Source organism: Actinocorallia libanotica (assembly GCF_039525175.1).
In the GTDB taxonomy this organism is placed as follows: Bacteria; Actinomycetota; Actinomycetes; order Streptosporangiales; family Streptosporangiaceae; genus Actinocorallia; species Actinocorallia libanotica.
In genome coordinates, this window is record NZ_BAAAHH010000024.1 from 1 (window position 1) to 17,743 (window position 17,743).

General features: G+C 68.7%; 26 protein-coding genes. 24 read left to right on the plus strand and 2 right to left on the minus strand.

What is annotated here, in order from left to right; all coding sequences use genetic code 11:
- On the minus strand, positions 1 to 219 hold a 219-nt coding region (locus tag ABD140_RS25460; RefSeq protein WP_344243502.1), incomplete at its 3' end, for a hypothetical protein.
- A gap of 273 nt (positions 220 to 492) precedes the next feature.
- Here ABD140_RS25460 and ABD140_RS25465 point away from each other — a divergent pair.
- The 3 genes from ABD140_RS25465 to ABD140_RS25475 all read left to right on the plus strand — a co-directional run bounded on the left by ABD140_RS25465 (position 493) and on the right by ABD140_RS25475 (position 2,886).
- Entirely contained in the window at positions 493 to 1,725 is a 1,233-nt protein-coding gene (locus tag ABD140_RS25465; protein WP_344243503.1) for a Mur ligase family protein, read from the plus strand.
- Complete coding sequence (locus ABD140_RS25470; RefSeq protein WP_344243504.1) at positions 1,715 to 2,428, plus strand: type 1 glutamine amidotransferase; 714 nt, start codon at positions 1,715 to 1,717, stop codon at positions 2,426 to 2,428. The genes ABD140_RS25465 and ABD140_RS25470 overlap by 11 nt, the downstream gene beginning before the upstream one ends.
- Before the next feature lie 194 nt (positions 2,429 to 2,622).
- Positions 2,623 to 2,886 carry a hypothetical protein gene (locus ABD140_RS25475; RefSeq protein ID WP_344243506.1) on the plus strand — a complete coding sequence of 88 codons (264 nt, stop codon included), beginning with the start codon at positions 2,623 to 2,625 and terminating at the stop codon, positions 2,884 to 2,886.
- A gap of 38 nt (positions 2,887 to 2,924) precedes the next feature.
- Here ABD140_RS25475 and ABD140_RS25480 read toward each other — a convergent pair whose 3' ends face one another.
- Positions 2,925 to 3,290: a DsrE family protein gene (locus ABD140_RS25480; protein ID WP_344243507.1), complete on the minus strand. Its 366-nt coding sequence runs from the start codon at positions 3,288 to 3,290 to the stop codon at positions 2,925 to 2,927.
- 182 nt (positions 3,291 to 3,472) lie between these two features.
- Between ABD140_RS25480 and ABD140_RS25485 the strand changes: the two genes are divergently transcribed.
- The 21 genes from ABD140_RS25485 to rpsH all read left to right on the plus strand — a co-directional run bounded on the left by ABD140_RS25485 (position 3,473) and on the right by rpsH (position 17,743).
- A complete protein-coding gene (locus ABD140_RS25485) occupies positions 3,473 to 5,278 on the plus strand; it encodes a hypothetical protein (protein WP_344243508.1) in 1,806 nt (601 codons plus the stop codon).
- Between the two features lie 610 nt (positions 5,279 to 5,888).
- On the plus strand, positions 5,889 to 6,263 hold the full coding sequence (gene rpsL, locus ABD140_RS25490) for a 30S ribosomal protein S12 (protein ID WP_019632621.1): 375 nt from the start codon (positions 5,889 to 5,891) through the stop codon (positions 6,261 to 6,263).
- On the plus strand, positions 6,263 to 6,733 hold the full coding sequence (gene rpsG, locus ABD140_RS25495; RefSeq protein ID WP_106402387.1) for a 30S ribosomal protein S7: 471 nt from the start codon (positions 6,263 to 6,265) through the stop codon (positions 6,731 to 6,733). The genes rpsL and rpsG overlap by 1 nt, the downstream gene beginning before the upstream one ends.
- 41 nt (positions 6,734 to 6,774) lie before the next feature.
- Positions 6,775 to 8,886: an elongation factor G gene (fusA, locus tag ABD140_RS25500; RefSeq protein WP_344243509.1), complete on the plus strand. Its 2,112-nt coding sequence runs from the start codon at positions 6,775 to 6,777 to the stop codon at positions 8,884 to 8,886.
- 87 nt (positions 8,887 to 8,973) lie between these two features.
- Positions 8,974 to 10,167 (plus strand): elongation factor Tu, encoded by a 1,194-nt coding sequence (gene tuf / locus ABD140_RS25505; RefSeq protein ID WP_344243510.1) that lies wholly within the window; start codon positions 8,974 to 8,976, stop codon positions 10,165 to 10,167.
- Between the two features lie 212 nt (positions 10,168 to 10,379).
- Positions 10,380 to 10,688, plus strand: coding sequence for a 30S ribosomal protein S10 (gene rpsJ, locus ABD140_RS25510; RefSeq protein ID WP_012854632.1), 309 nt, complete (start codon positions 10,380 to 10,382; stop codon positions 10,686 to 10,688).
- 13 nt (positions 10,689 to 10,701) lie between these two features.
- On the plus strand, positions 10,702 to 11,358 hold the full coding sequence (rplC, locus tag ABD140_RS25515; RefSeq protein WP_344243511.1) for a 50S ribosomal protein L3: 657 nt from the start codon (positions 10,702 to 10,704) through the stop codon (positions 11,356 to 11,358).
- Entirely contained in the window at positions 11,355 to 11,960 is a 606-nt protein-coding gene (rplD, locus tag ABD140_RS25520) for a 50S ribosomal protein L4 (protein ID WP_344243512.1), read from the plus strand. The genes rplC and rplD overlap by 4 nt, the downstream gene beginning before the upstream one ends.
- Positions 11,957 to 12,256, plus strand: coding sequence for a 50S ribosomal protein L23 (gene rplW, locus ABD140_RS25525; protein ID WP_344243513.1), 300 nt, complete (start codon positions 11,957 to 11,959; stop codon positions 12,254 to 12,256). Before rplD ends, rplW begins: the two co-directional genes overlap by 4 nt.
- A gap of 38 nt (positions 12,257 to 12,294) precedes the next feature.
- On the plus strand, positions 12,295 to 13,128 hold the full coding sequence (gene rplB / locus ABD140_RS25530; protein ID WP_123669985.1) for a 50S ribosomal protein L2: 834 nt from the start codon (positions 12,295 to 12,297) through the stop codon (positions 13,126 to 13,128).
- A gap of 8 nt (positions 13,129 to 13,136) precedes the next feature.
- On the plus strand, positions 13,137 to 13,418 hold the full coding sequence (gene rpsS, locus ABD140_RS25535; RefSeq protein ID WP_344243514.1) for a 30S ribosomal protein S19: 282 nt from the start codon (positions 13,137 to 13,139) through the stop codon (positions 13,416 to 13,418).
- Positions 13,419 to 13,446: 28 nt separating this feature from the next.
- Positions 13,447 to 13,818 (plus strand): 50S ribosomal protein L22, encoded by a 372-nt coding sequence (gene rplV / locus ABD140_RS25540; protein ID WP_344243515.1) that lies wholly within the window; start codon positions 13,447 to 13,449, stop codon positions 13,816 to 13,818.
- Positions 13,818 to 14,654, plus strand: coding sequence for a 30S ribosomal protein S3 (gene rpsC / locus ABD140_RS25545; protein ID WP_344243516.1), 837 nt, complete (start codon positions 13,818 to 13,820; stop codon positions 14,652 to 14,654). The genes rplV and rpsC overlap by 1 nt, the downstream gene beginning before the upstream one ends.
- A gap of 5 nt (positions 14,655 to 14,659) precedes the next feature.
- Positions 14,660 to 15,076: a 50S ribosomal protein L16 gene (rplP, locus tag ABD140_RS25550; protein WP_106402397.1), complete on the plus strand. Its 417-nt coding sequence runs from the start codon at positions 14,660 to 14,662 to the stop codon at positions 15,074 to 15,076.
- Positions 15,076 to 15,306, plus strand: a complete 231-nt coding sequence (gene rpmC, locus ABD140_RS25555) for a 50S ribosomal protein L29 (RefSeq protein WP_344243517.1) — start codon at positions 15,076 to 15,078, stop codon at positions 15,304 to 15,306. Before rplP ends, rpmC begins: the two co-directional genes overlap by 1 nt.
- Positions 15,303 to 15,581, plus strand: a complete 279-nt coding sequence (rpsQ, locus tag ABD140_RS25560; protein ID WP_344243518.1) for a 30S ribosomal protein S17 — start codon at positions 15,303 to 15,305, stop codon at positions 15,579 to 15,581. The genes rpmC and rpsQ overlap by 4 nt, the downstream gene beginning before the upstream one ends.
- A 137-nt stretch (positions 15,582 to 15,718) precedes the next feature.
- Positions 15,719 to 16,087: a 50S ribosomal protein L14 gene (gene rplN, locus ABD140_RS25565; RefSeq protein WP_106402400.1), complete on the plus strand. Its 369-nt coding sequence runs from the start codon at positions 15,719 to 15,721 to the stop codon at positions 16,085 to 16,087.
- Positions 16,087 to 16,389, plus strand: coding sequence for a 50S ribosomal protein L24 (gene rplX, locus ABD140_RS25570; protein ID WP_344243519.1), 303 nt, complete (start codon positions 16,087 to 16,089; stop codon positions 16,387 to 16,389). The genes rplN and rplX overlap by 1 nt, the downstream gene beginning before the upstream one ends.
- 1 nt (position 16,390) lies before the next feature.
- Positions 16,391 to 16,960 carry a 50S ribosomal protein L5 gene (rplE, locus tag ABD140_RS25575; protein WP_344243520.1) on the plus strand — a complete coding sequence of 190 codons (570 nt, stop codon included), beginning with the start codon at positions 16,391 to 16,393 and terminating at the stop codon, positions 16,958 to 16,960.
- A gap of 2 nt (positions 16,961 to 16,962) precedes the next feature.
- On the plus strand, positions 16,963 to 17,148 hold the full coding sequence (locus tag ABD140_RS25580) for a type Z 30S ribosomal protein S14 (protein WP_106402403.1): 186 nt from the start codon (positions 16,963 to 16,965) through the stop codon (positions 17,146 to 17,148).
- A 196-nt stretch (positions 17,149 to 17,344) separates the two neighbouring features.
- Entirely contained in the window at positions 17,345 to 17,743 is a 399-nt protein-coding gene (gene rpsH, locus ABD140_RS25585) for a 30S ribosomal protein S8 (protein WP_106402404.1), read from the plus strand.

Here is a 17,743-nt window from a genome sequence, read left to right on the forward strand (position 1 = left end):
CGCCGGCGCTCCGGGCGCCTCGGGCGCGGCGCCCGCGGGGGACCACGCGCCCGCCGGCTCCTCGGCCTGCGGCCACGGCGCCCGGTCGAACATGATCGTCTTCTCGGTGCTGCTCGTGGGCGCGGCGTACGCGCCGGCGAGCGCGGAGAGGGAGGTGTGGCAACGGGCGCAGTGCGATTGCCCCTCGGACGCCGGCGCGGCGCAGGACGGACACTGCATGGCACTTAACCCCTTCTCGCAAAGTTCTCCGGAGATTCTGCCTTGTCAGCGCGCTGAGTAGGGGCGCAAGGAAGATTCCTCGGTACAAGTGGCATTTGGTGTGCTTGTCTAGCTGGGCCGTCCCCGAATAATGCGGCGTTCGTCACATTGATACGTTTTGTAGGCGTGGCGCAGCGGAACGTAGTGCGGTGGCGGTTCGGTCGAGATCAACACCGTAATGACCGGGTCACCCATTAGAGTCGAGTCCAGTCAGGCTTTAGGGAAAGAGATTCCATGAGTGATCTTCCGCTGCGGTCGCAGCTGGCGGTCGCGCTGGGCCGCACGGCGTCCCGGATGTCGCGGCTGGCCGGACGCGGCGACGGGTCGGTGATCGGGGGGAAGATCGGGCTCAAGCTCGACCCCGAGCTGCTGACGAGGCTCTCCGCGGACCGCAAGCTGGTGCTGGTGAGCGCCACCAACGGCAAGACGACGACGACCCGGCTGATCGCCAGCGCGATGAGCGGGCTCGGCGAGGTCGCCACCAACGCCTTCGGCGCGAACATGCCCACCGGCCACGTCAGCGCGCTCGCCGCGGCGCCCGGCGCCCGCTACGGCGTGCTGGAGTGCGACGAGAAGTACGTGCCCCTGGTGCTGAGGGAGACCGGCGCCAACGTCGTCCTGCTGATGAACCTCAGCCGCGACCAGATGGACCGCGCGGGCGAGATCTGGCAGCTGGCGGGCAAGTGGCGCAAGGCGCTGGAGGGCGTGGACACCCACGTCGTGGCCAACTGCGACGACCCGCTGGTCACCTGGGGCGCCTCCACCGCCAAGCGGGTCACCTGGGTCGCCGTCGGCCAGCACTGGCGCGAGGACTCCTGGTGCTGCCCCGAGTGCGGCGGCCCGCTGGACCGCGAGGCCAGCCACTGGGCCTGCCGCCAGTGCCCCTTCGCCCGCCCCAAGCCCGACTGGATCCTGCACGGCGACCGGGTGACCGCCCCCGGCGGCCGCACCTACGACCTGGACCTGCAGCTGCCCGGCCGGGCCAACCGCTCCAACGGGGCGATGTCGCTGGCCGTGGTCTCCCTGTTCGGCATCGCGCCCGAGCAGGCGCTGCCGCTGCTGGGCCGGGTCGCCTCGGTGGCCGGCCGCTACACCACCGTCCAGCACGAGGGCCGCGACATCCGGCTGCTGCTGGCCAAGAACCCCGCGGGCTGGCTGGAGGCCTTCGACGTGCTGGAGCCCGCCCCGGGCCCGGTCGCACTGTCGATCAACGCCCAGGGCCCCGACGGGCGCGACACCTCCTGGCTGTGGGACGTGGACTACCGCGTGCTCAAGGGTCGCCCGGTCTGGGCCACCGGCGAGCGCAGGCTCGACCTCGCCGCGCGGCTGGAGGCGGCCGAGGTCGACTTCCGGGTGGTCGACGACATCGAGCAGGCGGTCATGGCGGTGCCGCCCGGCAAGCTGGACGTGATCGCCAACTACACCGCCTTCCAGACCATCCGAACGAGGTACGGCCGTGCCCTCTGACGCCATCAAGATCGTATGGGTCTACCCCGACCTGCTCAGCACCTACGGCGACCGCGGCAACTGCATCGTCCTGGAGCGCCGCGCCAAGCTCCGCGGCATCGCCACCCGCACGATCAACGTGCGCTCCGACGAGCCGGTGCCGGTCGACGGCGACATCTACCTGCTGGGCGGCGGTGAGGACCGCCCGCAGATCCTGGCGGCCCAGCGGCTGCACGGCGACGGCGGCCTGCACAAGGCGGTGGGGTACGGCGCCTCGGTGTTCGCCGTCTGCGCCGGCTACCAGCTGCTCGGCCACGAGTTCGGCGGCGAGGAGGGCCAGCCCGTCCAGGGCCTGGGCCTGCTCAACATCCGCAGCGGCCGCGGCGAGGTCCGCGCCGTGGGCGAGCTGGCCGGCGAGGTCGACCCCGCCCTGGGCGTCCCGATGATCACCGGGTTCGAGAACCACCAGGGCGTCACCTTCCTGGGCGAGGGCGTCAAGCCGCTGGCCAGGGTCGCGGTGGGCACCGGCAACGGCGACGGCTACGAGGGCGCCTACAGCGGCAAGGTCATGGGCACCTACATGCACGGCCCCGCCCTGGTCCGCAATCCCGCGCTCGCCGACCTGCTGCTCGGCTGGGCGGCCGGGCGGCAGCTGGAGCCGGTGGACGACACCTGGTCGGGCCGGCTCCGCGAGGAGCGCCTGCGGGCGGTCCTGCCGGGCTGAGGCGAACCCGCCCTCCGCCGGCGGGCGGAATGCGGAAGTGCGAGAGCCGCACGGAGGTCTCCGTGCGGCTCTCGCCGTTTCCGCGGTCCGTCGTTTCCCCAGGATTCGGAATGTTCTTCATCAAGCCGGGCAGATAAGAGAACCATCCGGCCGTTGATCCCATGAACGGTCCAGCACACGGGGGAGGACTGCACATGCCCGACAGGCACGAGCGCATTCCGGATCACGATCCGCAGATGGGCGACGACGAGCAGGAGTTCGAGGACGAACTGGTGCGCTCCTCCGAGGCGGACCCGCCCAGGGACATGGACTTCGACGTCGAGGACGAGGGGGAGATCGGCATCAGCCGCTGGGTGGAGCAGGAGACCCGCACCGGCGACCGGCCCCCGGAGGACCAGCCCGCCGAGCAGGCCGCGGTGCACGTGGAGCGCCGCGCCCCCCGGTCGGAGCCCGGGTAGGCCGGGCGGACCGGCCGGGCGGCGCTCCGCCGGGACCGTCAGTAGACGAGGGCCTGGGCGCCCTCGCGGGTGACCTCCTCGACGAAGGAGGGGGCGCCCGCGATGCGGATGCCCTCGATGAGGTCCGCCTCGGTGAGGCCGCGGCGTGCCGCGCACTGCGTGCAGAGGGTGACCCGGCCGCCGGACAGGACGACCTGGAGCAGGTCCGAGACCGGTGTCGCGTGGGGGAGGACGGGGAACTCCTCGGCCTTCCCCGGCACCGCGAACCAGGCGGACTCGCCGGTCAGCCACACCGAGACGGCGACCCCGGCCGCGGCCGCGGCCGCGGCGACGGTGAGCGCCTGATTGGTGCGCTCGGGGGCCTCCGCACCCGCTGTTACTTTGATCACCAAAGAACGTGTCATGGCGGCAGCCTACTTCCGGGGTTTTCGGTGTCTTCCCTTGCCCGTTCCATGGGGAAATTTCCTTGATCTCACCATGAATGATTTGCCGTATGCAGACGCAGAAGGCAGTCTGTGACTGGTCGCGTGATATAGGCGCGACGCAGTGAGAACACCACGACTCGGTGCTGTTAAGGAGCCTACCGATGACCGAGCAGAACGGTCCGCAGTGGCCGTCGCCCGAAGAGCCGGCGTCGGCAGAACAGCCCGCCGTCCCCGAGCAGGACGATCCGCCCATCCGCCCCGCGGGTGAGCGGACGGTGGTCTTCGGAGCGCCTCAGCTCCGCGCCCCCCGCCCCCCGGCGCAGCCGCCCGCCGAGCCCGCGCCGCCCGTGCCCCCCGCGCAGCCGCCGGAGCAGCCGGCCTGGCAGCCCCCGCAGGCGCCCCAGGGCCGGCAGCAGCCCCAGCAGCCCGCCTACCAGCCGCCCGCGGAGCAGCAGCCCTTCGCGCCCCCGGCCGGCTACCAGCAGCCCCCCGCCGAGCAGCCGGGTGCCTTCGCCCCGCCCGCTCCGCAGCCCGGAGCCTTCGCTCCCGTGCAGCCTGCCCAGCCCTCGGCGTTCCAGCCCCCGGCCGACCAGCCTCCGGCGTACCAGCCGCCCGCGGAGCCGTCGGCGTTCCAGCCTCCGGCCGACCAGCCTCCGGCGTACCAGCCGCCCGCCTTCCAGCCCCAGGCCGAGCAGCCCTCGCCCTTCCAGCCTCCCGCCGACCAGCCTCCGGCGTACCAGCCGCAGGCGGAGCAGCCTCCGGCGTACCACGCTCCGGAGCAGCCGTCGGCGTTCCAGCCTCCCGCGGAGCCGTCGGCGTTCCAGCCTCCGGCCGACCAGCCTCCGGTGTTCCAGCCGCAGGCGGAGCAGCCTCCGGCGTACCAGGCCCCGGAGCAGCCGTCGGCGTTCCAGCCTCCGGCCGACCAGCCGCCCGCGCCCTACCGCTCCGGTGACACCGGGGGGTTCGCTCCGCTCCGCTCCGAGGGCACCGGCGGGTTCGCGCCGGTCCAGGAGCCCGCGGCCTTCCCGCCGCCGCAGCAGCCGTTCCAGCCGCCCGCGCAGTCGGAGCAGCCCGTCGCGTCCCCGTACGAGACGGTGAAGGAGTCCGCGGGGAGCGAGGACCCGTGGGGGACGGCGCCCGTGCCCCGGCCCGAGCTCGGACGGCACCGCGCGCCCGAGTCCCAGCAGCGCCCCCCTCAGGTGGAGGAGGCGGCGCCGACGGTCTTCGTGCAGCAGCCTGTCCGCCCCGACATCCCGCTGGTGACCGGCAGGCCCGCCGAGCCCGAGGCGCCCGCGCAGAGCGCTCCGCCCGCGCAGGCGGGCGGCGAGACCCGGCTGGACTTCAGCGCCCGCGACTGGCAGCAGGCACCCCAGCAGCAGTCCCAGCCGCAGCAGCCCCGGCAGCAGGACGAGGACGCCACCCAGGCGTTCACCCCCGGCCAGTTCGGCCAGGACTCCTACGGCCAGGAGCGGTCCCCGTACGGCCAGGCCCAGGAGCAGCAGTACGGCCAGGAGCAGCAGCAGTACGGGCAGCCGCAGCAGTCCTACGGGCAGCCGCAGGAGCAGCAGTACGGCCAGCAGGCGCAGGAGCAGTACGGCCAGCAGGCCCCGTACGGCCAGCAGGGGCAGCAGCAGGCCTACGGCCAGCCCGACCAGTACGGCCAGCCGTCGCAGCAGCCCTACGGCCAGCAGCAGGCCTCTTACGGGCAGTCCCAGGAGCAGCAGTACGGCCAACAGGCCTACGGCCAGCCCCAGGAGCAGCAGTACGGCCAGGAGCAGCAGTACGGGCAGGACCAGCCCTACGGCCAGCAGCAGGCCTACGGCCAGCCCGACCAGTACGGCCAGCCGTCGCAGCAGCCGCAGCCGCTCGACGCGGCCGAGGAGGGCGGCTCCAACAAGGTGTGGATCTGGCTCGGCCTGGTCGCGCTGGTGGCGGTCATCGTGATAGTGGCGGCCTTCTTCATCTGAGCCGCCCGGCACCGGCCGACACGCCCGGCGCGGAGCCCGTCGCCGGCGAGAGCGCGGGGGACCCGTATGATCTCCATGACATACGGGTCCCTTCTCTTTTCCCGGACAGACGGGAACTTTCATCTCAAAGACCCGCGTTCTTCATTTCGTAGCGCCCCGCGTGTGAGCAGCGGGGGAGCCGTCCCGAAGCCGCCGGACCCGTGCCGCCAAGGTTGCGCGAGAGGCATGCCAACCGGTAATGCCTATTCGCTTTGACCTCGGGTGGGGCGTTGGGTACTCTCTTCCTTCGTGCCCGCGCTGCGTGGGCTCACATGCGTGCTCTCCTCAGGCGGCCCGGAGGCGGCCGGGGAGCGGCGTAGATCACTCCCCCGGCTCGGTGGGCTCCCGCTGTGGAGCCGGACGGGTCACGGACGGCGCGACACGCCCGACCACGGGGGTCGGTGAGGCAAGCAAACCTGCAGGTCAGAGACGTGCAAGCGTGGCTGATCAGGGTTATGCGCGGACGAAAAATTCCGGGTGTGACTCGCGCATACAAAACAGAGCGTGGACCGACCATGCTCACCCGGTCGCGGAGGCCGGGCCCGGTACGACGAAGGAAGACGGAGAAGCGGTGCCCACAATCCAGCAGTTGGTCCGTAAGGGCCGGCAGGACAAGGTGACCAAGAACAAGACACCCGCGCTGAAGGGGAGCCCCCAGCGCCGCGGAGTGTGCACGCGTGTTTACACGACGACGCCCAAGAAGCCGAACTCGGCTCTGCGCAAGGTCGCCCGTGTCCGCCTGACCAGTGGCATCGAGGTCACCGCCTACATTCCCGGTGTCGGACACAACCTGCAGGAGCACTCCATCGTGCTCGTGCGCGGCGGTCGTGTTAAGGACCTGCCGGGTGTTCGCTACAAGATCATCCGCGGTTCGCTGGACACCCAGGGCGTCCGCAACCGCAAGCAGGCGCGCAGCCGCTACGGCGCGAAGAAGGAGAAGAGCTAATGCCGCGTAAGGGCCCTGCGGGCAAGCGCGTACTGGTCGCTGACCCGGTGTACAACTCCCCGCTGGTCACCAGCCTGGTCAACAAGATCCTGCTGGACGGCAAGCGCTCCATCGCCGAGCGGATCGTCTACAACGCGCTCGAAGGCTGCCGCGAGAAGACCGGCAACGACCCGGTCGTCACGCTCAAGCGCGCTCTCGACAACGTCAAGCCGACCATCGAGGTCAAGTCCCGCCGTGTCGGTGGCGCCACCTACCAGGTCCCGGTCGAGGTCCGCCCGGCCCGCAGCACCACCCTGGCGCTGCGCTGGCTGGTCACCTACTCCCGCGCCCGCCGCGAGAAGACCATGACCGAGCGCCTGATGAACGAGCTGCTGGACGCCTCGAACGGCCTCGGCGCCTCGGTCAAGAAGCGCGAGGACACCCACAAGATGGCCGACTCCAACAAGGCCTTCGCCCACTACCGCTGGTAGCGGCGGCCGGCTGAATCCACGAGAGCAAGGACGCGAGCACCATGGCTGCTAAGACCGGTGTGGACCTCTCCAAGGTCCGCAACATCGGGATCATGGCCCACATCGATGCCGGCAAGACCACGACGACCGAGCGCATCCTGTACTACACGGGCATGAGCTACAAGATCGGCGAGGTCCACGACGGCGCTGCGACCACCGACTGGATGGAGCAGGAGCAGGAGCGCGGCATCACCATCACCTCCGCCGCGGTGACCTGCAAGTGGCCGGTCGAGGACGTCGAGCACACCATCAACATCATCGACACCCCGGGCCACGTCGACTTCACCGTCGAGGTGGAGCGCTCGCTGCGCGTCCTGGACGGCGCCGTGACCGTCTTCGACGGTGTGGCCGGTGTCGAGCCGCAGTCCGAGACCGTGTGGCGTCAGGCCGACCGCTACGGCGTTCCGCGCATCTGCTTCGTCAACAAGCTGGACCGCACCGGCGCCGACTTCCACCGCTGCGTGGACATGATCGTGAACCGCCTCAACGCGATTCCGCTGGTCATGCAGCTGCCGATCGGCGCCGAGGCGGACTTCCTGGGCGTCGTCGACCTGATCAAGATGAAGGCCCTGGTCTGGAACGCCGAGGCCAAGCTGGGCGAGATGTACAACGAGGTCGACATCCCCGCCGACATGGCGGACGAGGCCGAGGTCGCGCGCGCCCAGCTGATCGAGACGCTCTCGGAGAACGACGACGAGCTCATGGAGCTGTACCTGGAGGGCGAGGAGCCCTCCGCGGAGCAGCTCATGGCCGGTATCCGCCGGGCGACCCTGGCCGCCAAGCTGACCCCCGTGTTCTGCGGCACCGCCTTCAAGAACAAGGGTGTGCAGCCGCTGCTGGACTCCATCATCCGGTACCTGCCGTCGCCGCTGGACATCGAGGCGATCGAGGGCCACAAGATGGGTGACGAGGACACCGTCATCCCGCGCAAGCCGAGCGAGGACGAGCCCTTCTCCGGCCTGGCCTTCAAGATCATGTCCGACCCGCACCTGGGCAAGCTGACCTTCGTGCGCGTCTACTCCGGCGTGCTGGAGTCCGGCTCCTCGGTCCTGAACTCCGTTCGGGACAAGAAGGAGCGCATCGGCAAGATCTACCGCATGCACGCCAACAAGCGTGAGGAGATCGACCGCGTGGGCGCCGGCGACATCGTCGCCGTCATGGGTCTCAAGCAGACCACCACCGGCGAGACGCTCTGCGACGACAAGAACCCCGTGGTCCTGGAGTCGATGAGCTTCCCGAACCCGGTCATCGACGTGGCGATCGAGCCGAAGACCAAGGCCGACCAGCAGAAGCTGGGCACCGCGATCCAGCGGCTGGCCGAGGAGGACCCGTCCTTCCGCGTCCACACCGACGAGGAGACCGGCCAGACCGTCATCTCCGGCATGGGCGAGCTCCACCTGGAGATCCTCGTCGACCGGATGAAGCGCGAGTTCAAGGTCGACGCCAACATCGGCCGGCCCCAGGTCGCCTACCGCGAGACGATCACCAAGAAGGTCGAGAAGGTCGAGTACACCCACAAGAAGCAGACGGGTGGCTCGGGCCAGTTCGGTCGAGTGATCATCAACCTGGAGCCGATCGGCGGCGGCAGCGACGGCTACGAGTTCGAGAACAAGGTCACCGGTGGCCGCATCCCCCGGGAGTACATCCCGTCGGTGGACGCCGGCTGCCAGGAGGCCGCCGAGTTCGGCGTCCTCGCCGGCTACCCGATGGTGGGCGTGAAGGTGACCCTGCTCGACGGCGCCTACCACGACGTGGACTCTTCGGAGATGGCGTTCAAGGTCGCCGGTTCGATGGCGTTCAAGGAGGCCGCCCGCCGGGCGACCCCCGCGCTGCTCGAGCCGGTCATGTCGGTCGAGGTCACCACGCCCGAGGACAACATGGGCGACGTGATCGGCGACCTCAACAGCCGCCGCGGCCAGATCCAGGCGATGGACGAGTCGCACGGCGCCCGTATCGTCCGAGCGCTCGTACCGCTCTCGGAGATGTTCGGCTACGTGGGTGACCTGCGCAGCAAGACCCAGGGCCGGGCTGTTTTCAGCATGCAGTTCGACTCCTACGCCGAGGTTCCCTCGAACGTCGCGCAGGAGATCATCGCCAAGGCCAAGGGCGAATAACCCCAGGCCCGGGCACCACCAAGCCAGACAGACCTGCACCCCACGCCAGTGGGGGATGGACCAGTCAGAATCACTGAGGAGAACCTCGTGGCGAAGGCCAAGTTCGAGCGGACGAAGCCGCACGTAAACATCGGCACCATCGGTCACATCGACCACGGTAAGACCACCCTTACCGCGGCGATCACCAAGGTGCTGCACGACGCCTACCCGGACGTCAACCCGTTCACGCCGTTCGAGGACATCGACAAGGCTCCCGAGGAGCGCGAGCGCGGTATCACCATCTCGATCGCGCACGTCGAGTACCAGACCGAGTCCCGGCACTACGCGCACGTCGACTGCCCGGGTCACGCGGACTACGTCAAGAACATGATCACCGGTGCCGCCCAGATGGACGGCGCGATCCTGGTCGTGGCCGCCACCGACGGCCCGATGCCGCAGACCCGCGAGCACGTGCTGCTCGCCCGCCAGGTCGGCGTGCCCTACATCGTCGTCGCCCTGAACAAGTGCGACATGGTGGACGACGAGGAGATCCTGGAGCTCGTCGAGCTCGAGGTCCGCGAGCTGCTCAGCGACCAGGAGTTCCCCGGCGACGACCTGCCGGTCGTGCGGATCTCCGCCTACCAGGCGCTGCAGGGCGACGAGAAGTGGGTCGGCTCGATCCTCGAGCTCATGAAGGCCGTGGACGAGAACGTCCCGCAGCCCGAGCGTGACACCGACAAGCCGTTCCTGATGCCGATCGAGGACGTCTTCTCGATCACCGGTCGTGGCACCGTCGTCACCGGCCGCATCGAGCGCGGTGTCGTCAACGTCAACGAGGTCGTCGACATCATCGGCATCAAGGAGAAGAGCACCTCCACCACCGTCACCGGTGTGGAGATGTTCCGCAAGCTCCTCGACCAGGGCCAGGCGGGCGACAACGTCGGCCTCCTGCTGCGCGGCATCAAGCGCGAGGACGTCGAGCGCGGCCAGTGTGTCATCAAGCCGGGCACCAACACCCCGCACACCGAGTTCGAGGCCCAGGTCTACATCCTGGGCAAGGACGAGGGCGGCCGCCACACCCCGTTCTTCAACAACTACCGCCCGCAGTTCTACTTCCGCACCACGGACGTGACCGGTGTGGTGAACCTCCCCGAGGGCACCGAGATGGTCATGCCGGGCGACAACACCGAGATGCGCGTCGAGCTCATCCAGCCCATCGCCATGGAAGAGGGCCTGAAGTTCGCCATCCGTGAGGGTGGCCGGACGGTCGGCGCGGGTCGCGTCACCAAGATCCTCAAGTAGGCAGCACCACCTATGTGACCGCGGGGGAGTGCCCCGTTCCGGCGGAAGGTACCCCCGCGGTTGCATATGATTGAACCTTGCCCCTCGTCAGGGGCACGCGCGAGTGCGAGAGCACTCGCTTTGACACGTCAGCCCGCCTCTCGCGAGAGCGGGAGGTAATAAGCGGGGAGTCCACACTCCCCGCTTGAGCAGCAAAGGATACCGAGGGCACCATGGCGGGACAGAAGATCCGCATCCGGCTCAAGGCCTACGACCACGAGGTCATTGACAGCTCGGCGAAGAAGATCGTTGAGACGGTGACGCGGACGGGCGCCAAGGTCGCCGGCCCGGTACCGCTGCCGACCGAGAAGAACGTGTACTGCGTCATCCGCTCGCCGCACAAGTACAAGGACAGCCGCGAGCACTTCGAGATGCGCACGCACAAGCGGCTGATCGACATCATCGACCCCACCCCCAAGACGGTCGACTCGCTCATGCGGCTCGACCTCCCCGCGGGTGTGGACATCGAGATCAAGCTCTGAGGATCACAACACCATGAGCACCAACAGGAAGGGCGTCCTGGGCGAGAAGCTCGGGATGACCCAGGTCTACGACGATGAGGGCCGGATCGTTCCGGTGACCGTCGTCCTCGCCGGACCGAACGTCGTCACGCAGGTCCGCTCGACCGAGACCGACGGCTACAGCGCCGTGCAGCTCGGCTTCGGGCAGATCGACCCGCGTAAGGTCAACAAGCCGCTGGCAGGGCACTTCGAGAAGGCCGGCGTCACGCCGCGCCGCTACCTCGTCGAGCTGCGCACCGACGATGCCGCCGAGTACACCCTCGGCCAGGAGGTCCTCGCCTCGACCTTCGAGGCCGGGCAGAAGATCGACGTCACCGGCACCAGCAAGGGCAAGGGCTTCGCCGGCGTCATGAAGCGCCACGGCTTCGCCGGCCTGGGCGCCGGACACGGCGTCCAGCGCAAGCATCGTTCGCCGGGCTCCATCGGCGGCTGCGCGACTCCCGGTCGCGTCTTCAAGGGCCTGCGCATGGCCGGCCGCATGGGCTCCGCGCGCAAGACCATCCAGAACCTCACCGTGCACTCCGTGGACGCCGAGAAGAACCTCATCCTCATCAAGGGTGCGGTCCCCGGCCCCAACGGCGGCCTGGTGCTGGTCCGTAACGCTGTGAAGAAGATGGAGGCCCAGTCATGACGAAGGCCAACGTCGAACTGGCTCCCGAGATCTTCGAGGCCAAGGTCAACATCCCGCTGATCCACCAGGTCGTGGTGGCCCAGCTGGCGGCCGCCCGCCAGGGCACCCACAAGACCAAGACGCGCGGCGAGGTCCGCGGCGGCGGCAAGAAGCCCTACCGGCAGAAGGGCACCGGCCGTGCCCGCCAGGGCTCGACCCGCGCGCCGCAGTTCGCCGGCGGTGGCATCGTCCACGGCCCGCAGCCGCGCGACTACACCCAGAAGACGCCCAAGAAGATGAAGGCGGCCGCGCTGCGCGGCGCGCTCAGCGACCGCGCCCGCGTCGGCCAGGTCCACGTCGTCGGCGCCCTGGTCGAGGGGGAGACCCCCAAGACCCGCGCCGCGGTGAAGGCACTGCGCGAGGTCACCCAGGCCGTGCGCGTCCTGGTGGTCCTGGACCGCGAGGACGACCTCACCTGGAAGTCGCTGCGCAACGAGCCGAGCGTGCACGTCATCGTCGCCGACCAGCTGAACACCTACGACGTCATGGTCAATGACGACATCGTGTTCACCGAGAAGGGCTACGAGGAGTTCCTCGCACACGCCAAGGGGAGCGCGAAGTGAGCAAGATCTACGACCCTCGGGACATCCTTCTCGCGCCGGTCGTCTCGGAGAAGTCCTACGGGCTGCTGGACGAGGGCAAGTACACGTTCCTGGTCGACCCCGACGCCGACAAGGTCCAGATCCGCCAGGCGGTGGAGCAGATCTTCGGTGTGAAGGTCATCGGGGTGAACACCATCAACCGGCAGGGCAAGCGCAAGCGGACCCGCTACGGCTACGGCAAGCGCAAGGACACCAAGCGCGCGATCGTCAGCCTGGCGGAGGGCGAGCGGATCGACATTTTCGGCCCCCAGGCCTAAGGGCCGGGGTTCCGAACTGGATGGGATGAACGAAAAAGATGGGCATCCGTAAGTACAAGCCGACGACTCCGGGTCGTCGCGGCTCCAGCGTGGCCGACTTCGTCGAGATCACGCGTTCCGAGCCGGAGAAGTCGCTGCTGCGACCGCTCCCCAAGAAGGGCGGCCGTAACAACCACGGCCGCATCACCACCCGGCACCAGGGTGGCGGGCACAAGCGCGCCTACCGCGTGATCGACTTCCGTCGGCACGACAAGGACGGCATCCCGGCGAAGGTCGCTCACATCGAGTACGACCCCAACCGCACCGCCCGCATCGCGCTGCTGCACTACGCGGACGGCGAGAAGCGCTACATCCTCGCCCCGCAGGGCCTGCGTCAGGGTGACGCGGTGGAGAACGGCGCCGGCGCCGACATCAAGCCCGGCAACTGCCTCCCGCTGCGCAACATCCCGGCCGGTACGGTCGTGCACGCGATCGAGCTGCGTCCGGGCGGCGGCGCCAAGCTGGCCCGCTCCGCCGGCTCCGGCGCGCAGCTGCTGGCCAAGGAGGGCATGTACGCCACCCTGCGCATGCCGTCCGGCGAGATGCGCAAGGTCGACGTCCGTTGCCGCGCGACGGTGGGCGAGGTCGGCAACGCCGAGCAGTCCAACATCAACTGGGGCAAGGCCGGCCGTATGCGCTGGAAGGGCAAGCGCCCGACCGTGCGCGGTGTGGCCATGAACCCGATCGACCACCCGCACGGTGGTGGTGAGGGCAAGACCTCCGGTGGACGCCACCCGGTCAGCCCGTGGGGCCAGAAGGAAGGCCGGACCCGTAAGCCCGGCAAGCCCAGCGACAAGCTGATCGTCCGTCGTCGCAGCAACAAGAAGCGGTAGGAGTCGTCATGCCACGTAGCCTGAAGAAGGGCCCCTTCGTGGACGACCACCTGATGAAAAAGGTGGAAGCCCAGAACGAGAAGGGGACCCACAACGTCATCAAGACGTGGTCGCGGCGCTCCATGATCGTGCCGGAGATGATCGGTCACACGATCGCCGTGCACGACGGCCGCAAGCACGTCCCGGTGTTCGTCAGCGAGGCGATGGTCGGGCACAAGCTGGGCGAGTTCGCGCTCACCCGCACGTTCCGCAGCCACGTCAAGGAAGACCGCCGCAGCCGCCGAGGCTGAGCGCAGCAAACAGATGAGAGGAACAGTCATGGAAGCCAGGGCCCAGGCGCGGTTCGTCCGCGTCACGCCCAGGAAGGCCCGCCGTGTGGTGGACCTCATCCGTGGCCTGCCGGCCGCGGAGGCTCAGGCTGTGCTGCGCTTCGCCCCCCAGGCAGCCAGCGAGCCGGTCGGCAAGGTGCTCAACAGCGCCGTCGCCAACGCCACCCACAACTTCAACCTGGCGCAGGACACGCTCGTCGTGGCCCGCACCTGGGTTGACGAGGGCCCGACCCTCAAGCGGTTCCGTCCGCGTGCGCAGGGTCGCGCGTACCGCATCAACAAGCGCACCAGCCACATCACCGTGGTCCTCGAATCCGTCGAGGACGGGGCGCCGGTCAAGAAGACAAGGAGGGCCCGGTAGTGGGGCAGAAGATCAACCCGCACGGGTTCCGCCTGGGCATCACGACCGACTTCAAGAGCCGTTGGTACGCCGACAAGCTCTACAAGGACTACATCAAGGAAGACGTCGCGATCCGGCGCATGCTCACCAAGGGCATGGACCGGGCCGGCATCTCCAAGGTGGAGATCGAGCGCACCCGTGACCGCGTGCGCGTGGACATCCACACCGCCCGGCCGGGCATCGTCATCGGCCGCCGCGGCGCGGAGGCCGACCGCATCCGGGGAGACCTGGAGAAGCTGACGGGCAAGCAGGTCCAGCTGAACATCCTCGAGGTCAAGAACCCCGAGATGGACGCGCAGCTGGTCGCCCAGGGCGTGGCCGAGCAGCTGTCCAGCCGTGTCGCGTTCCGCCGCGCCATGCGCAAGGCGATCCAGTCCACGATGAAGTCCGGCGCCAAGGGCATCAAGGTCCAGTGCTCCGGTCGTCTGGGCGGCGCCGAGATGTCCCGCTCGGAGTTCTACCGTGAGGGCCAGGTTCCGCTGCACACCCTGCGTGCGGACATCGACTACGGCTTCTACGAGGCCCGGACCACCTTCGGCCGCATCGGCGTGAAGGTCTGGATCTACAAGGGCGACGCCGCGCCGACCCGCGCCGAGCGCGAGCAGCTGGCCGCCGCCCAGCGCGCCGGTGCCGGCGGTGGCGGCGACCGCGGCCGCGGTGAGCGCCGCGGCCGGGGCGACCGTCCCAACCGCGGCGGCGCCCGCCGCGGTGGCGGCGAGCGCGCCCCCCGTCAGCAGAACGCAGAGAACACCGCGCCGGCCGCCCCCGAGGCGACTCAGGCGCCTGAGGGGAGCTGAATTCCATGCTGATCCCTCGCAGGGTCAAGCACCGTAAGCAGCACCACCCGAAGCGCCGTGGAATGGCCAAGGGCGGTACGAAGGTGACCTTCGGCGAGTACGGCATCCAGGCTGTCGAGGGTCACTACGTGACCAACCGGCAGATCGAGTCCGCCCGTATCGCGATGACCCGTCACATCAAGCGTGGTGGCAAGGTCTGGATCAACATCTTCCCGGACCGGCCGCTGACCAAGAAGCCCGCCGAGACCCGCATGGGTTCCGGCAAGGGTTCGCCCGAGTGGTGGATCGCCAACGTCAAGCCCGGCCGGGTGATGTTCGAGCTGTCCTACCCGAACGAAGAGATCGCTCGTGAGGCGCTGACCCGCGCCATCCACAAGCTGCCCATGAAGTGCCGGATCGTGAAGAGGGAGGTGGGCGAGTAATGGCGAGCAACACCGTCGACGACCTGCGCACCCAGCCCGAGGACGAGCTGGTGACCAAGCTGAAGGAATTCAAGGAGGAGCTGTTCAACCTCCGGTTCCAGGCGGCTACCGGTCAGCTGGAGAACCACGGGCGGCTGCGGACGGTCAAGCGTGAGATCGCCCGCATCTACACCGTGATGCGGGAGCGCGAGCTCGGCATCGTCACCGTTGCCGAGGAGGCCGAGAAGTGAGCGAGAGCACCGAGAGCACCGAGGTGCGGGGCAACCGGAAGGTCCGTGAGGGCCTGGTCGTCAGCGACAAGATGGACAAGACCGTCGTCGTCGCCGTCGAGGACCGCGTCAAGCACCGGCTGTACGGCAAGATCATCCGCCGTACGACCAAGTACAAGGCTCACGACGAGGCCAACGCGTGCGGCGTCGGCGACCGGGTCCGCCTGATGGAGACCCGTCCGCTGTCGGCCACCAAGCGCTGGCGCGTCATCGAGGTCCTCGAGAAGGCCAAGTAAAACCGGCCACATGAAACTGGAGACCGCGGGGGGAGCTCTCTTCCCCCCGCACTCCCCCCCGGGCCTGGCGCCCGGGGGCTAATCCACCAGGCTCCACCGCTGGGTGGAGAACCGGTGAGAACCCACAGGAGTTAGAAGTGATCCAGCAGGAGTCGCGACTCAAGGTCGCCGACAACACCGGTGCGAAGGAGATCCTTTGCATCCGTGTTCTCGGTGGCTCTGGTCGGCGCTATGCGGGCATCGGCGACATCATCGTCGCCACGGTGAAGGACGCCCTTCCCGCGGCCGGTGTGAAGAAGGGCGACGTGGTCAAGGCCGTCGTCGTCCGCACGCGTAAGGAAGTCCGTCGTCCCGACGGCTCCTACATTCGTTTCGACGAGAACGCGGCCGTACTCATCAAGGACGGCGGGGACCCGCGCGGCACCCGCATCTTCGGCCCGGTCGGCCGCGAGCTGCGTGACAAGAAGTTCATGCGCATCGTCTCGCTCGCGCCGGAGGTGCTGTGATGAAGATCAGGAAGGGCGACGAGGTCGTCGTCATCGCCGGCAAGTCCAAGGGCGCGACCGGCAAGGTCATCGCCGTCGACCTCAAGCGCGAGCGCGTGACGGTCGAGGGCGCCAACCTCATCAAGAAGAACACCAAGGTGGACGCCCAGGGCAAGGGCGGCGGGATCGTCACCGTCGAGGCGCCGCTGCACGTGAGCAACGTCGCGCTGGTCGAGGACGGCAAGCCGGCTCGCGTGGGCTACCGCATCGACGAAGACGGCAAGAAGGTCCGGATCTCGCGTCGCACCGGCAAGGAGATCTGACATGACCGAGACTTCCGTCGAGATCCCGCAGCCGCGGCTCAAGCTGCGGTACCGCGAAGAGATCAAGCAGGCCATGCAGGAGCAGTTCGGTTACGCGAACGTCATGCAGATCCCCGGCCTGACCAAGATCGTGGTGAACATGGGTGTGGGCGAGGCCGCCCGCGACGCCAAGCTGATCGAAGGCGCCGTCAAGGACCTCACCGCCATCACCGGCCAGAAGCCGGCCGTGGCGCGGGCCAAGAAGTCCATCGCGCAGTTCAAGCTGCGCGAGGGCATGCCGATCGGCGCGCACGTCACGCTGCGCGGCGACCGCATGTGGGAGTTCCTGGACCGGCTGCTGTCCCTGGCGCTGCCCCGCATCCGCGACTTCCGCGGTCTGTCGCCCAAGCAGTTCGACGGCAACGGCAACTACACCTTCGGTCTGACCGAGCAGGTCATGTTCCACGAGGTGGACGTCGACAAGGTCGACCGCCAGCGCGGCATGGACATCACCATCGTGACGACCGCGACGAACGACGATGAGGGCCGGGCGCTGCTGAAGCTCCTCGGCTTCCCGTTCAAGGAGGCCTGAGAATGGCGAAGACCGCTCTGATCGCCAAGGCTGCTCGCAAGCCGAAGTTCAAGGTGCGCGGCTACACCCGCTGCTCCCGCTGCGGCCGCCCGCACTCCGTCTACCGCAAGTTCGGCCTGTGCCGTGTCTGCTTCCGGGAGATGGCGCACCGGGGCGAGCTGCCCGGCATCACCAAGTCGAGCTGGTAGCCAGAACGCGCTGATCACGCACGGCGACCGCCGATTCGGCGGTCGCGGTGCGGATCGCGTACCGTACGTACAACAAGACCGGGCGCCTGTTCCTGAGAGGGCGCCCATGACCACGCTGAAGGTCCGTAGGGTCCCGGTACCCGTGCAGGGTGCGCCGGGGCAGCTGGAAACCGCAGTGAGGAAGGGCCAGCAGGCCATGACGATGACCGACCCGATCGCAGACATGCTCACGCGTCTGCGTAACGCGAACTCGGCTTACCACGACACCGTGGGGATGCCGTACTCGAAGATCAAGGCGCACATCTCCGAGATCCTCCAGCAGGAGGGCTACATCTCGGGGTGGCACGTCGAGGATGCCGAAGTGGGCAAGAAGCTCGTGATCGACCTGAAGTTCGGGCCGACCCGCGAGCGCTCCATCGCGGGCATCAAGCGCGTTTCCAAGCCCGGTCTCCGGGTCTACGCGAAGAAGGACAACCTGCCGAAGGTCCTGGGCGGACTGGGCGTCGCGATCATCTCGACGTCCTCCGGTCTGATGACCGACAAGCAGGCCGGCAAGCGCGGCGTGGGCGGCGAAGTCCTCGCCTACGTCTGGTAA

Excerpts from the sequence above, each read along its gene's own strand:
- rplC (WP_344243511.1), top strand. The coding sequence starts at position 10,702 with ATGAGCACCAACAGGAAGGGCGTCCTGGGCGAGAAGCTCGGGATGACC.
- rpmC (WP_344243517.1), top strand. The coding sequence starts at position 15,076 with ATGGCGAGCAACACCGTCGACGACCTGCGCACCCAGCCCGAGGACGAG.
- rpsG (WP_106402387.1), top strand. The coding sequence starts at position 6,263 with ATGCCGCGTAAGGGCCCTGCGGGCAAGCGCGTACTGGTCGCTGACCCG.
- rpsJ (WP_012854632.1), top strand. The coding sequence starts at position 10,380 with ATGGCGGGACAGAAGATCCGCATCCGGCTCAAGGCCTACGACCACGAG.
- ABD140_RS25485 (WP_344243508.1), top strand. The coding sequence starts at position 3,473 with ATGACCGAGCAGAACGGTCCGCAGTGGCCGTCGCCCGAAGAGCCGGCG.
- rpsS (WP_344243514.1), top strand. The coding sequence starts at position 13,137 with ATGCCACGTAGCCTGAAGAAGGGCCCCTTCGTGGACGACCACCTGATG.
- ABD140_RS25580 (WP_106402403.1), top strand. The coding sequence starts at position 16,963 with ATGGCGAAGACCGCTCTGATCGCCAAGGCTGCTCGCAAGCCGAAGTTC.
- rpsH (WP_106402404.1), top strand. The coding sequence starts at position 17,345 with ATGACGATGACCGACCCGATCGCAGACATGCTCACGCGTCTGCGTAAC.
- fusA (WP_344243509.1), top strand. The coding sequence starts at position 6,775 with ATGGCTGCTAAGACCGGTGTGGACCTCTCCAAGGTCCGCAACATCGGG.
- rplP (WP_106402397.1), top strand. The coding sequence starts at position 14,660 with ATGCTGATCCCTCGCAGGGTCAAGCACCGTAAGCAGCACCACCCGAAG.
- ABD140_RS25475 (WP_344243506.1), top strand. The coding sequence starts at position 2,623 with ATGCCCGACAGGCACGAGCGCATTCCGGATCACGATCCGCAGATGGGC.
- rplE (WP_344243520.1), top strand. The coding sequence starts at position 16,391 with ATGACCGAGACTTCCGTCGAGATCCCGCAGCCGCGGCTCAAGCTGCGG.
- rplD (WP_344243512.1), top strand. The coding sequence starts at position 11,355 with ATGACGAAGGCCAACGTCGAACTGGCTCCCGAGATCTTCGAGGCCAAG.
- ABD140_RS25480 (WP_344243507.1), bottom strand. The coding sequence starts at position 3,290 with ATGACACGTTCTTTGGTGATCAAAGTAACAGCGGGTGCGGAGGCCCCC.
- rplX (WP_344243519.1), top strand. The coding sequence starts at position 16,087 with ATGAAGATCAGGAAGGGCGACGAGGTCGTCGTCATCGCCGGCAAGTCC.
- rplV (WP_344243515.1), top strand. The coding sequence starts at position 13,447 with ATGGAAGCCAGGGCCCAGGCGCGGTTCGTCCGCGTCACGCCCAGGAAG.
- rplB (WP_123669985.1), top strand. The coding sequence starts at position 12,295 with ATGGGCATCCGTAAGTACAAGCCGACGACTCCGGGTCGTCGCGGCTCC.
- ABD140_RS25465 (WP_344243503.1), top strand. The coding sequence starts at position 493 with ATGAGTGATCTTCCGCTGCGGTCGCAGCTGGCGGTCGCGCTGGGCCGC.